This window comes from Pseudomonas parasichuanensis, from assembly GCF_021601385.1.
GTDB lineage: Bacteria > Pseudomonadota > Gammaproteobacteria > Pseudomonadales > Pseudomonadaceae > Aquipseudomonas > Aquipseudomonas parasichuanensis.
The window spans coordinates 138,081-150,407 of record NZ_BQHO01000010.1; the positions used below are offsets into that span (position 1 = coordinate 138,081).

General features: G+C 65.6%; 12 protein-coding genes and 1 pseudogene. 8 read left to right on the forward strand and 5 right to left on the reverse strand.

Features of this window, described 5'->3' with window-relative positions; translation table 11 throughout:
• Nucleotides 1-86: 86 nt before the first annotated feature.
• The 6 genes and pseudogenes from L6D77_RS11005 to L6D77_RS11030 all read left to right on the forward strand — a co-directional run bounded on the left by L6D77_RS11005 (nucleotide 87) and on the right by L6D77_RS11030 (nucleotide 5,688).
• A complete protein-coding gene (locus L6D77_RS11005; RefSeq protein ID WP_232885378.1) occupies nucleotides 87-344 on the forward strand; it encodes a hypothetical protein in 258 nt (85 codons plus the stop codon).
• Between the two features lie 34 nt (nucleotides 345-378).
• Nucleotides 379-666, forward strand: a complete 288-nt coding sequence (locus L6D77_RS11010; protein ID WP_232885379.1) for a DUF3077 domain-containing protein — start codon at nucleotides 379-381, stop codon at nucleotides 664-666.
• Nucleotides 667-778: 112 nt separating this feature from the next.
• On the forward strand, nucleotides 779-2,977 hold the full coding sequence (locus tag L6D77_RS11015) for an OsmC domain/YcaO domain-containing protein (RefSeq protein ID WP_232885380.1): 2,199 nt from the start codon (nucleotides 779-781) through the stop codon (nucleotides 2,975-2,977).
• A gap of 668 nt (nucleotides 2,978-3,645) precedes the next feature.
• Nucleotides 3,646-4,548 carry a DMT family transporter gene (locus L6D77_RS11020; protein WP_232885381.1) on the forward strand — a complete coding sequence of 301 codons (903 nt, stop codon included), beginning with the start codon at nucleotides 3,646-3,648 and terminating at the stop codon, nucleotides 4,546-4,548.
• 72 nt (nucleotides 4,549-4,620) lie between these two features.
• Nucleotides 4,621-5,181, forward strand: a pseudogene (locus L6D77_RS11025) (HD domain-containing protein); the annotation flags it as partial.
• A complete protein-coding gene (locus L6D77_RS11030) occupies nucleotides 5,182-5,688 on the forward strand; it encodes a GNAT family N-acetyltransferase (protein ID WP_232885390.1) in 507 nt (168 codons plus the stop codon).
• A 290-nt stretch (nucleotides 5,689-5,978) separates the two neighbouring features.
• On the opposite strand, the gene dsdC is transcribed toward L6D77_RS11030, so the two are convergent.
• From dsdC to L6D77_RS11050, 4 genes are all read right to left on the reverse strand, one after another.
• The gene (dsdC, locus tag L6D77_RS11035; protein WP_232885382.1) at nucleotides 5,979-6,917 is read right to left on the reverse strand and encodes a DNA-binding transcriptional regulator DsdC; all 939 of its coding nucleotides are present in this window, start codon (nucleotides 6,915-6,917) and stop codon (nucleotides 5,979-5,981) included.
• A gap of 12 nt (nucleotides 6,918-6,929) precedes the next feature.
• Complete coding sequence (locus L6D77_RS11040; RefSeq protein ID WP_232885383.1) at nucleotides 6,930-8,264, reverse strand: D-serine ammonia-lyase; 1,335 nt, start codon at nucleotides 8,262-8,264, stop codon at nucleotides 6,930-6,932.
• A gap of 166 nt (nucleotides 8,265-8,430) precedes the next feature.
• Nucleotides 8,431-9,933, reverse strand: a complete 1,503-nt coding sequence (locus tag L6D77_RS11045) for an MDR family MFS transporter (protein ID WP_232885384.1) — start codon at nucleotides 9,931-9,933, stop codon at nucleotides 8,431-8,433.
• Nucleotides 9,934-9,973: 40 nt separating this feature from the next.
• The gene (locus tag L6D77_RS11050) at nucleotides 9,974-10,615 is read right to left on the reverse strand and encodes a TetR/AcrR family transcriptional regulator (RefSeq protein WP_232885385.1); all 642 of its coding nucleotides are present in this window, start codon (nucleotides 10,613-10,615) and stop codon (nucleotides 9,974-9,976) included.
• 163 nt (nucleotides 10,616-10,778) lie between these two features.
• On the opposite strand from L6D77_RS11050, the gene L6D77_RS11055 reads away from it, so the two are divergent.
• A complete protein-coding gene (locus L6D77_RS11055; protein ID WP_232885386.1) occupies nucleotides 10,779-11,219 on the forward strand; it encodes a YMGG-like glycine zipper-containing protein in 441 nt (146 codons plus the stop codon).
• Here L6D77_RS11055 and L6D77_RS11060 read toward each other — a convergent pair.
• Nucleotides 11,209-11,688: an isochorismatase family protein gene (locus L6D77_RS11060; protein WP_232885387.1), complete on the reverse strand. Its 480-nt coding sequence runs from the start codon at nucleotides 11,686-11,688 to the stop codon at nucleotides 11,209-11,211. The genes L6D77_RS11055 and L6D77_RS11060 overlap by 11 nt on opposite strands.
• Before the next feature lie 204 nt (nucleotides 11,689-11,892).
• Between L6D77_RS11060 and L6D77_RS11065 the strand changes: the two genes are divergently transcribed.
• The coding region (locus tag L6D77_RS11065) for a P-loop NTPase family protein (protein WP_236170046.1) at nucleotides 11,893-12,327 on the forward strand (435 nt) is incomplete at its 3' end.

Consider the following 12,327-nt stretch of genomic DNA (forward strand, 5'->3'; position numbering starts at 1 on the left):
GTCTTGCAGGCCCGTACGTAGCCGCCACCTTTTCACCTGCAAGTGGCCAGGTGGCGGTCCGATAAGCACAACTAGAGACTGCCGCGATGCTCAAAATCGTCCCCGACCCACCCCATTCCCCCGATATCCCCCAATACCTCGAAGACACCCTGGTCGAAGCCATGGAGCACGCCCTGTGCGGCCTGGCCGTGGCCCATCAGTCCATCACCTACCTGCCTCGCTCCCCGGCCACGATCATGCTGATGACCGTGATGCACGAACTCGACGCCCTGCGCACCCTGGTGGAATGCGCGCTGGCGCAGTTGCAGCGCAGGGCCCACCCCAGCGAGCACACGCTGCACTGAGCGCCGGTATTCGAACCCTTCTCGAGGACTTCATATGGACAACGACTTACCCGAAGGCATCGGCAAACTCGGCTACACCGTCGGCTCCGCTACCTGCATCGCAGGCGTGGGCGAGGGCAAGCGGCTGTTCCGCGTAGAGCCCGGCAACTGCGCCGACCACGCCATTGAACAGGCCTCGGAGCTGCTGGACAGCGCCCGCCGGGCGTCTTTCATCGGCGTGATGGAAAACGACCCGGTGCTGGTCTGGGCCGGGTATTTTCTCGGCGACATGGCCAAGGCCCTGATGGATGACGCACACATGGGCCTGCGCAAAACCCCATGAGCGGACGGCCGGGCGGCCCGTTACGGGTCACCCGGCGGCATGCCAAGACATTCGCCGCCGAATCCCGGATAATACCCGCCATTTTCCGCCCCGCTTCCTGGTACCCCCTCGCATGGAAATCAAGGTCAATTTTCTCGACAACCTCCGTCTCGAAGCCAAGTTCGACGACTTCACGGTGATCGCCGACCAGCCGATCCGCTACAAAGGCGATGGCTCGGCCCCGGGGCCGTTCGACTACTTTTTGGCCTCCTCGGCGCTGTGCGCGGCGTACTTCGTCAAGCTGTACTGCCAGACCCGCGACATCCCCACCGAGAACATCCGCCTGTCGCAGAACAACATCGTCGACCCGGAGAACCGCTACAACCAGATCTTCAAGATCCAGGTCGAGCTGCCCGAAGACATCAGCGAAAAGGACCGCCAGGGCATCCTGCGCTCCATCGACCGCTGCACCGTGAAGAAAGTGGTGCAGACCGGCCCCGAATTCATCATCGAACAGGTCGACAACCTCGATGCCGACGCCCAGGCGCTGCTGATGCCGGTGTCGGACAGCACCACCTACATCCCCGGCAAGGACCTGCCACTGGAGCAGACCATCGCCAACATGTCGGCGATCCTCGCCAACCTGGGGATGAAGATCGAGATCGCCTCGTGGCGCAACATCGTGCCCAACGTCTGGTCGCTGCACGTGCGCGACGCGCAGTCGCCGATGTGCTTCACCAACGGCAAGGGCGCCACCAAGGAAGCCGCGCTGGCCTCGGCGCTGGGCGAGTTCATCGAGCGCCTGAACTGCAACTTCTTCTACAACGACCAGTTCTGGGGTGAGGACATCGCCAACGCGCCGTTCGTGCATTACCCCAACGAGCAGTGGTTCAAGCCCGGGCCCAAGGATGCGCTGCCGCAAGAGATCCTCGACGAATACTGCCTGGAAATCTTCAACCCGGACGGCGAGCTGCGCGGTTCGCACCTGTACGACACCAACTCGGGCAACAAAGAGCGCGGCATCTGCTCGCTGCCGTTCGTGCGCCAGTCCGACGGTGAGACGGTGTACTTCCCGTCCAACCTGATCGAGAACCTGTACCTGAGCAACGGCATGAGCGCCGGCAACACCCTGGCCGAAGCCCAGGTGCAGTGCCTGTCGGAGATCTTCGAGCGGGCGGTCAAGCGCGAGATCCTCGAAGACGAGCTGTGCCTGCCGGACGTGCCGCAGGAGGTGCTGGCCAAGTACCCGGGCATCGTCGCCGGTATCCAGGGGCTGGAGGAGCAGGGCTTCCCGGTGCTGGTCAAGGACGCATCCCTTGGTGGTGAATTCCCGGTGATGTGCGTGACCCTGATGAACCCGCGTACCGGCGGTGTATTCGCCTCGTTCGGCGCCCACCCAAGCTTCGAAGTGGCGCTGGAGCGCAGCCTTACCGAACTGCTGCAGGGCCGCAGCTTCGAAGGCCTCAACGACCTGCCACAGCCGACCTTCGACAGCCTGGCGTTGACCGAGCCGAACAACTTCGTCGAGCACTTCATCGACTCCAGCGGCGTGGTGTCGTGGCGCTTCTTCGGCGCCAAGCCCGACTACGAATTCGTCGAGTGGGACTTCAGCGGCCATGGCGAGGATTCCAACGTACAGGAAGCCGAGACCCTGTTCGGCATCCTCCAGGACCTGGACAAGCAGGTGTACATGGCCGTGTACGACGACCTCGGCGCCACCGCTTGCCGCATCCTGGTACCGGGCTACTCGGAGATCTACCCGGTCGAGGACCTGATCTGGGACAACACCAACCGCGCGCTGAATTTCCGTGCCGATATTCTCAACCTGCACCAGCTCGACAGCCGTTCGCTGAAGCTGCTGCTCAAGCGCCTGGACAACGCCGAGGTGGATGACTACACCACCATCACCACGCTGATCGGCGTGGAGTTCGACGACAACACGGTGTGGGGCCAGCTGACCATCCTCGAGCTGAAACTGCTGATCAACCTGGCGGTGCAGCGCTTCGACGAGGCCAAGGAACTGGTGGAAATGTTCCTGCAGTTCAACGACAACACCGTCGAGCGCGGGCTGTTCTACCAGGCGCTGAACGTGGTGCTGGAAGTGGTGCTGGATGACGAGCTGGAGATGGAAGACTACGAGCACAACTTGCGCCGCATGTTCGGCAACGAGCGCATGGACGCGGTGCTGGGCTCGGTGGATGGCAGCGTGCGCTTCCACGGCCTGACGCCGACCAGCATGAAGCTCGAAGGCCTGGACCGCCACCTGCGCCTGGTGGAGAGCTACAAGAAGCTGCATGCAGCGCGGGCGAAGGCGGCTGGGTTGCAAGGCTGATACATCGCCTGCCTGTAGATCCGAAAGGGCCGCGTCGCGGCCCTTTTTGCATTGCGGGGGTCCGGTATACGCCCCTAGTCCTGTAGCGACGACCTTGCAGCGGGCACGAAAACCTAGTCCAACAGTTTGTCCCACTGTGCTGAAACCATGAGGTTGCTCATGACCCTTTCCAAAAATAGAGCAAGCCAGGTGGTGCAGTCCGGTCTCAGGGTAAACAGCCCTTAGTCTTCCTGATCACCACCTGACTTGCAGCTCCCACTTTAATGACAGGGCCAGTTTGCACAACTGACATTTCTGCCAGTAGCGTCCTAGCTGAGTGCTGTGATTATGTGCTTGCGCAGCTTTGCCCAAACATGAGCTTGTATGCGCTATACAACCGTGTTGTCGCTTCCTATCTTCTGCTGCGTCGCATTCAGACAAGCACACGTCTTTGCCAATCTGCTCCCGCCACCGCCAAAGCCGAATAATTGATCCATCGGTCAACCCTGCGCCACGGGCTGGCTGGCGCGACACCTACGAGTAAGCAGCCTCGTCTCACAATTCCAACGCTGCGGCGCCCCGTGCCCCGGACCACCGGCGGTACGCATAACTAGAAAGCCCAAAAACCACTTACGTGCGCCTTGCCGTCGACGGCCTGCGTGCGCGCGTGCTTGTGAGACTTGACTGCCATGATCGCTACCACCGTTTCTGCCGCCGATTCGTCGGGCGGCCACCGCAATGCGTTGCTCGTCGCCCATATCGCCGCCGTGCTGTTCGGCCTTACCGGCATCCTTGGCGCACTGATCGAGGCCGATGCCAGCCTGATCACCTTCGGCCGCGCCACCTTCGCCTTCATCGCCCTGGGTTTCGTCGCCGGGCTCAAGGGCACGCGCCTGCTCGATGCGCTGAAGTGGCGCAACCTGCCGGTGCTGGCCGTGACCGGTGGCTTGCTCGCTGCCCACTGGCTGACCTTCTTCATGGCGGTCAAAGTGGGTGGTGTGGCCGTGGCGACCCTTGGCTTTGCCAGCTTCCCGGCGTTCATCGCGCTGATCGACGTGACCGTATTCCGCGAGCGTATCGGTGCGGTCGAAACCCTGTTGCTGCTGATGGTCACGGCCGGCCTGGTGCTGGTGGTGCCGTCGTTCGACCTGCTCGACAGCGGCACCGTCGGCCTGCTGTGGGGCCTGGCCTCAGGCCTGGCGTTTGCCTTGCTGGCGGTGGCCAACCGCCGTCGCCCGGCGGGCATGAATGCCCTGCAGGTGTCGTTCTGGCAAAACGTGGTGGTGGCGATCGTTGTGGCACCGCTTGCCTTCAGTCACCTGGCGACCAGCAGCCTGAGCTCATCGGACTGGATCAACCTGGCGCTGCTGGGGGTGTTCTGCACGGGGCTTTCGCAGTTCCTGTTCGTCAAAAGCCTTGATGGGCTGGAGGCGCGCACGGCGGGCATGATCATCGCCCTGGAGCCGGTGTATGCCATCGCCTGCGCCTGGTGGTTGTTCGGCGAGCAACCGTCGCTGCGCATGGCGGCGGGCGCGGCGCTGATCGTGCTGGCCACGGTGTTCTGCGCCTGGCGCAAGGCACCGACCCACTGAGCCGGCAACACCCTCTACCTGTCCGGGCGCGCATGGTTTATGGTGCCTGGCTGCAATCTGGAGGGTAAGCACATGGACATCGACAAACTGCACGGCCGCCTGGAGTTCCTGCGCCAGGCGGAGCAACTCAAAAGCGTGCTCAGAAGCGCGCACACCTCGTCAGGGCGGGCCGAGAGCACCGCCGAACACACCTGGCGCCTGTGCCTGATGGCCATGACCTTCGCCGACGAACTGGCCGGCCTGGACCTGCTCAAGGTGCTGAGGATGTGTGTGATCCATGACCTGGGCGAAGCCATCCATGGCGATGTCCCGGCCATCAGCAAGCATGCGTTCCCGGACAAGAGCGAGCAGGAACGCACCGACCTGAAGACGCTGCTGGCAAGCCTGGACGCGCCGCTTCAGGCGGAGCTCCTGGCCCTGTGGGAAGACTACGAAGCCGCAGCCTCGCCGGAAGCCCAGGCGGTGAAGGCCCTCGACAAGCTCGAAACCCTGCTGCAGCACAACCAGGGCCGCAACCCGCCGGATTTCGACTACGCCTTCAACCTGAGCTACGGCAAGCGCTACACGGCGGCCACCCCGCTGTTCGCAGCATTGCGTCAGCTGATCGACGCCGATACCCGCAGCAACCTGCAGCTGAACCTCAACATCCGTGACGAGCAGCCCGGTGATATTGACGCCATCAGCCAGCTGACCGAGGCGGCCTTCGCCAACGCCGAACACAGCAGCCACACCGAGCAGTTCATCGTCACGGCGCTACGCAAGGCTGGGCAGCTCACGGTGTCGCTGGTTGCCGAGGAGGGTGGGGCGCTGGTCGGCCACGTCGCCATTTCCCCGGTGACGATTACCTCTGGGGCCAGCGGTTGGTATGGCCTGGGGCCGATTTCGGTTGCGCCGTCGCGCCAGGGCCAGGGCATTGGCACGGCGTTGATGCAGGCCGCATTGGCCGAGCTGCGGCGCCTGGGTGGGCAAGGCTGTGTGGTGCTGGGTGATCCGGCCTACTACGGGCGTTTCGGCTTCAAGGCCGAACCGGCGCTGGTGCTGCCCGGTGTGCCGGCGGAGTACTTCCAGGCCCTCGCCCTGGCCGGGCCGGTACCCAGTGGCCAGGCGAGCTATCACCCGGCGTTCGAAGCACAGGCCTGAGCCCTCGCGGTCGGGTGGGAGAACGCGCTTGTTGTAGGAGCAACTGTCTTGGTCAAGTTCTAGAAAGCCTGCGCGACCCCTGTGGGAGCGGCTTTAGCCGCGAACACCGGCAGAGCCGGTGCCATCCACCGCGTCGTCTGCTTCGCGGCTGAAGCCGCTCCCACAGGGGATCGCGGTGCGGCGGCTGGCAATGTTTCCTGCGCGACAGCGCAGCCCGTAGGGCTGGGGGATCTCCTACAACAAGACAGTTGCTGTCACAGGATAATGCCGAGCCCTGATGGGCTTGATTGTCAGCCGCGTCCCATGGCCGATTGCCGCAACCACTCGATCAGCACCTGCAACCGCCGTGGCATCGGCTCGTGGGGCGGGTGCACCAGGTAATAGCCGCAGCGGTCTGCCTCGACGAAGTCGCCAAACGGCAGCACCAGCTCGCCGTTGGCGATCCGTGCCTTGACCAACTGCTCACGGCCAATGGCGATGCCCACATGGTTCACCGCCGCCAGGGTGCACAGGTCGGAACGGTCGAAGGTGAGGAAGCGCTCCGGCAGAGAAGTGTCCAGCGCCATGCGCTGCAACCACGAGCGCCACTCGGCATCGTGCGCCGCGTTGTCCCAGGCCGCGACATCGTGCAGCAAGGTACAGGCATCCAACCCCTGGATGCCGTCCTGCAGCCCATGGCGCCGGGCGTATTCAGGGGAGCACACCGGCGCAATCCGCTCCGCCATCAGCGGCGTACTGACCAGCCCCGGGTAATGCCCGTGCGAATAGCACAGCACCAGGTCGACCTTGCGGGTGCGGTAGTCGATGCTCTCGTTGCCGACGCGGATGTCCAGCTGGATATCCGGGTACTGCACCGTGAACTCGGCCAGCCGTGGCACCAGCCAGCACTGCGCCACCGAGGGCCGCACATACAAGGTCAGTTGCCCGGCCACCTGGCCATGGGCGCGGTCGCTCACGGCCTCGGACAGCGCATCCATGGTGCGCTGCATGATCTGGAAAACCCGTTCGCCGTCCTCGGTCAGCGTGACCTTGCGCGGCAGGCGGTGGAACAGTTTCAGCGCCAGTTGCTGTTCCAGCCGGCCGATCCGGTGGCTCACCGCGCTGGCGGTCAGGCACAGCTCGTCCGCCGCCCGGGCAAAGCTCAGGTGCCGGGCGGCCACCAGGAAGGTGTGCAGGTTGGCCAGGTGCGCGCCATTGAGTTTCGGCGCGAGCAGGTGGGCGGCGGGCATGGGCGCTCCTCTTCAGCTTCGCGCTTTGGCGAGGTAGGCGGCATATTCGTCGGCAGGCACCATGCTGCCGCCGGTGCCCCAGACCAGGTGCGTGGCCTTGGCCATGCGCGCTGGCGTCAGCCCGTTGCGCGCCAGGTACTCGGTCGCGCCCAGCACCTGCAGCAGGCCCGGCACGCCGGCCAGCGCCGAGGGTTCCAGGCGCGCCTGCTCCAGGTCGTGGGCCTGGGCCAGCAGGCGATACAGTTCTTCATCGGTCACGGTGTAGTAGCCATCGATCAGCCGCTGCATGGCCTTGCCGACGAATCCGGAAGGCCGGCCCACCGCCAGGCCATCGGCGGCGGTGAGGTTGTCGATGCCGAAGTCCTGCACGCTGACCGCGTCGTGCAGCCCGGTGTACACCCCCAGCAGCATGCAGGGCGAATGGGTCGGTTCGGCGAACAGGCAGTGCACATGGTCGCCGAACACCAGCTTCAGGCCGAACGCCACGCCGCCAGGCCCGCCGCCCACCCCACAGGGCAGGTAGACGAACAGCGGGTGTTCGGCATCCACGCTGATACCGGCCTGCGCGAACTGCGTGGCCAGGCGCTCGGCGGCCACGGCGTAGCCGAGGAACAGGTGTGGCGAGTTCTCGTCATCGACGAAATAGCAAGCCGGGTCGGCCTCGGCTTGTTGCCGCCCTTGCTCCACCGCCACGCTGTAGTCCGAGGCGTACTCGACCACCGTCACGCCGTGGGCGCGCAGCTTGTCCTTCTTCCACTGGCGGGCATCGGCCGACATGTGCACGGTCGCCTGGAAACCCAGCCTGGCGCTCATGATGCCGATGGACAGGCCCAGGTTGCCGGTGGAGCCGACGGCCACCTTGTACTGCCCGAAGAACGCCCGGGCTTGGTCACTGGCCAGCGCCCGGTAGTCGCTGTCCAGGTTGATCAGCCCGGCAGCCAGCGCCAGGTCCTCGGCATGCTTGAGCACTTCGTGTATACCGCCGCGGGCCTTGATCGAGCCGGAGATCGGCAGTTCGCTGTCGGCCTTGAGCCACAACGCGCCGCTGGGCGGCAGGCCGGCCTCTGCGAGTAGGGCGTGTTGCAGGCTGGGCAGCGGGCGGATCGGCGACTCGATGATGCCGCCGCTGGCCGCCGTTTCCGGGAACACCGTGGCCAGGTAGGGCGCGAAACGCGCGAGCCGGGCGCTGGCGGCGGCAACGTCGGTGGCGTCCAGGCCAACATCCTCCAGCGCCTGGGCGGCAGGGGCGATGCCGGGGTTGAACCAGCAGGTCGGCTGCAAGGCCACCAGCTCGCGGATCAGTGGGTGGCTCTGGCACCAGGCTTCAAGCGTTTTTCCGAGGATCATGGGCGCTTTCCTGAGGTCTTGGGCGTGTAGTCATGCATTTGGCAGGTTTGCTCTGGCGTGTTGCCGCGTCTGTGTTGGCCAGGCGCATTAGAACGCAGCGCCCTGGGGCCGGACAAACGATCGATCGTCAGGCCATGCATGACCAGGTGTCATGTGTAGGCGGCGGTCAGGCCACCGCCTTGCGCAGCGGCACTTCACGCAGCAGCCAGCTCAGCGCGAAGGCCAGGCAGGTGACCAGGCAGGCCACCAGGAACACCCCATGCATCGCCCCGGAGAAGGCGGCTAGGTAGGCCTGCTGCAAGGGCGCGGCCAGGGCGTGCACCTGCTCGGGCGACAGGCTGGTCGGCGCCGGGGTGTCGGCCGGGAACGCCTGCGCCAGGCGTTCGAGCAGCGCATGGGAGAACAGCGCGCCGAACACCGACACGCCGATGGCGCCGCCAATCGAGCGGAACAGGGTCGCCCCCGAGGTGGCCACGCCCATGTGGCGCGGCTCGACGCTGTTCTGCACGGCCAGCACCAGCACTTGCATCACCATCCCCAGGCCTGCGCCCAGCAGGCCCATGTACAGGTTCATCACCGCCATCGGCGTGTGCTCGTCGAGGCGGCTGAGCAGGGCCAGGGCAATCGCCTGCAGCAAGGTGCCGAGGATCGGGAACATCCGGTAGCGCCCCCAGCGGCTGATCAGCCGCCCGGTGATGGCCGACACCACCAGCAGCCCGCCCATCAGCGGCAGCATCTGCAGGCCGGCGCTGGTCGGCGTGGCGTTCTTCACCACCTGCAGGTACAGCGGCAGGAAGGTCACCGAGCCGAACAGCGACATGCCGACGATGAACCCGATCAGCCCGGCCAGGGCGAAGGTGCGGTGGCGGAACAGGTGCAGCGGCATGATCGGCTCGGCGGCGCGGCGCTGTCCATGGATGAAGCCCACCAGGCCGATCAGCGCGAACAGCGACAGGCACAGGATGTCGAGCGAGCCCCACGCCAGCAGGTTGCCGCCAAGGCTGGTGATCAGCACCAGGCAGGCCAGGGTCAGGGTGAGGAAGAACGCACCCACGTAGTCGATCACGTGCTTCACCCGCGCCACGTGCGGGCGGAACACCCCGCCGATCACCAGCAGCGCCAGCAGGCCCAGGGGCAGGTTGATGTAGAAGATCCAGCGCCACGACAGCTGCTCGACCAGAAAGCCACCAATCAGCGGCCCGACCACCGTGGCCAGGCCGAACACGCCGCCGAACAGGCCCTGGTAGCGGCCGCGCTCGGCGGGCGGGATCACATCGCCGATGGCGGCCATCGCCACCACCATCAGCCCGCCGCCACCCAACCCCTGCAAGGCGCGCAGCAGTACCAGCTCGGTCATGTTCTGGGCCATCCCGCACAGTGCCGAGCCCACCAGGAACAGCACGATGGCCACCTGTAGCACGCGCTTGCGGCCATAGAGGTCGCCGAACTTGCCGTACAGCGGTACCACCACGGTGGAGGCCAGCAGGTAGGCGGTGACCACCCAGGACAACCAGCGCAGCCCGCCCAGGTCGCTGACGATGGTGGGTAGAGCGGTGGAGACGATGGTCTGGTCCAGGGCGGCCAGGAACATCACCAGCAACAGGGCGCCAAGCAGCAAGGGGATCGGTGGGTGGGCATCGCGTTCGAGCGCAGCGGATGGAGTTGTCATGGGTTGGCCTGGGCGAGGAGAGATTGGCATGGGCAAGGGTTCAGCGACCTTGGCCGGCGTCCAGCAGGCCGGCGAGGGCAAAGCGGTACAGCTGCTCGCAGACTTGGGCGGGGGGCATGCCGAGGATTTCCTGCACCGCTGTGGAGCCGCCACGTGGGCCGATCAACAGCATCGCCCAGGGGGCGGTGACGCAGAGGATGCAGCGGGTCAGGGCCGGGTCGTCGAGGGCGAGGCCGCTGATCTCGCTGAACAGCCCCTTGAGCAGCATGAGCTTCTGCGGCGCGGTGCCTTGCAAGGCCTGGCCATGGCTGCTGGGGGTGAGCAGTTCGGCAGCAAGCACCCGCAGGTGCCAGCTGCCCCGGCCTGAACTGGCCTTGTGCACGACCTGCTCGATCAGCGCCCGCAGTTTGTCGGCGGCCGGCTGAGGTGCCTGGAGGATGCGCTGCAGGTTGCTGATATCGAGGAAGCGCCGGCGCGCTTCGTCGAGCACCGCGAGGTACAGGCCATTGCGGCTGCCGAAGTGGTAGTTGATCGAGGCCAGGTCGACTTCGGCCTTGGCGGCCACCGCCTTGTTGCTGGATTCGGCGAAACCCTGGGCGGCGAACAACTCGCCGGCGGCTTCGAGAATGCGCGTGCGGGTGGCTTCACCGTCCTTGCGCGGTTCGCGGGGGGCTGTGGCCATGGTCGGGCTCCGGGAGTGGGTCATGGTCGGAGCTTGCTCGGGTCTAAATTTAAATTCAATTTAAATTTATTTCAGGGTGACGAGAGGTCGGTACCCGGGGCCCTTGCAGGGTGCCGGCGCGCCTATCCTGTCAGTCGGCACTTCAATCGAGTGGAGGTGGAGCATGCGAACAGCCACATGGGGCTGCCTGCTGTTGCTGCTGGCGGCATCGGTCCAGGCCCAGACCGTCACGCCGCTCAAGGGCCAGAGCAGCCAGCAGATGCAGCAGGACATGGCCGATTGCAATAGCGTGGCCAGCAGTTCGGCGAACAGCAGCGCGCATGTCGGTGGCCGGGTCAAGGGCGCCGCCGCCGGGGCGGTGGCGGGCGCCGCGGGTGCCCAGGTGCGCGGCAACCAGCATGATGAGGTGTACGACCGCATGAGCGACGACGCCAAGCAGCAATACCGGCAGAACCGCGCTGGCGAAACGGCTGCCGCCGGTGCCACGGTGGGTGGCATGCGCCAACGCCAGGAGCGTCGCCAGGACCGACGCGGCCAGGGCGAGGCCCAGGCCAGCGCCTACAGTGGTTGCCTGCAGGGGCGGGGGTATCAGGTCAGCCCTTGAGCCCGGCGATCACTTCGGCGGCAGTGGTGACCTGGCCGAAGTGGTGTTGCCACAGGCTGATGCCCAGCTGCCCGGAGCGGTCCAGCGACGAGCCCATGGTGAGGTCGGTGATCAAGGTCGGGCACAGCCCTGCATCGAACAGGGCGAAGCCTGCGGCCAGCACGCAGGTTTCGGTCTGCAGGCCGCACACCAGCACGCGCTCGACGCCCAGGCCCTTGAGGTAGTCGAGGGTCTCGGCGGTTTGCCCGTAGCCGTGCTTGACGAACACCTGGTCGGCCTCGACCAGCGCCACGTCTTCGCTGGCCGGGTGCCAGCCGAGCTGGCGCTGGAACGGGGTGACCTGTTCGTCGTGCAGCTCGATCGAGGCGACGGTGGGGATGTGCGCCGACAGCGCGCGGATGCCGTCCACCAGCTTTTCCGAGGGGCTGAAGGTGGATTGCACGTCGACGATGAGCAGGGCTTGCCGCATGAAAGGGGTCCGGTCCGGGTTGCAGGGGCGAGGAGTATAACGTCGTGCCGCGATCACCGCCGAAGGCTTCTATGCTGATCCTGTCCTGTGGCAAAACCGTGTGGCGTCACCCGGCATTTCGCGGGCAACGGCTTCTGGCAGCCGCTGTTCGGCGCCATGCCCCGGCGTTACACTCGCCGGCTTTTTTGCAGCGAGGGAGTGCATATGCAGCGCATCGTGATACTGGGCAATGCCGGCAGCGGTAAATCGACCCTGGCACGGGCCATCGGCGAGCGCCTGGGGTTGCCGGTGGTGCATTTGGACCGGTTGTTCTGGTCGCCGGGGTGGGTGGAGCCGGAGGCTGAGGTGTTCCGTGATCAGGTGCGTCTGGCGGTGGCGGGGGAGGCGTGGGTATGCGAGGGCAACTATTCGCGGCGTACGTTCGATCTGCGGTTGCCGCGGGCGGACTTGATCATCTGGCTGGATACGCCGCGGTGGGTGTGCCTTAAGCGGGTGATCCTGCGGTCGTTGAGCCGGCGGCCGCGGGCGGACTTGCCGGCTGGCTGCAGTGAGCGGTTGAACGGGGAGTTTGTGGAGTTCCTGAAGTTTGTGTGGGGGTTTGATGGGGCCTACCGGCGGGGGATCGAGGCGATGCGGGTG

Excerpts from the sequence above, each read along its gene's own strand:
- L6D77_RS11005 (WP_232885378.1), top strand. The coding sequence starts at position 87 with ATGCTCAAAATCGTCCCCGACCCACCCCATTCCCCCGATATCCCCCAA.
- L6D77_RS11010 (WP_232885379.1), top strand. The coding sequence starts at position 379 with ATGGACAACGACTTACCCGAAGGCATCGGCAAACTCGGCTACACCGTC.
- L6D77_RS11015 (WP_232885380.1), top strand. The coding sequence starts at position 779 with ATGGAAATCAAGGTCAATTTTCTCGACAACCTCCGTCTCGAAGCCAAG.
- L6D77_RS11020 (WP_232885381.1), top strand. The coding sequence starts at position 3,646 with ATGATCGCTACCACCGTTTCTGCCGCCGATTCGTCGGGCGGCCACCGC.
- dsdC (WP_232885382.1), bottom strand. The coding sequence starts at position 6,917 with ATGCCCGCCGCCCACCTGCTCGCGCCGAAACTCAATGGCGCGCACCTG.
- L6D77_RS11040 (WP_232885383.1), bottom strand. The coding sequence starts at position 8,264 with ATGATCCTCGGAAAAACGCTTGAAGCCTGGTGCCAGAGCCACCCACTG.
- L6D77_RS11045 (WP_232885384.1), bottom strand. The coding sequence starts at position 9,933 with ATGACAACTCCATCCGCTGCGCTCGAACGCGATGCCCACCCACCGATC.
- L6D77_RS11050 (WP_232885385.1), bottom strand. The coding sequence starts at position 10,615 with ATGGCCACAGCCCCCCGCGAACCGCGCAAGGACGGTGAAGCCACCCGC.
- L6D77_RS11055 (WP_232885386.1), top strand. The coding sequence starts at position 10,779 with ATGCGAACAGCCACATGGGGCTGCCTGCTGTTGCTGCTGGCGGCATCG.
- L6D77_RS11060 (WP_232885387.1), bottom strand. The coding sequence starts at position 11,688 with ATGCGGCAAGCCCTGCTCATCGTCGACGTGCAATCCACCTTCAGCCCC.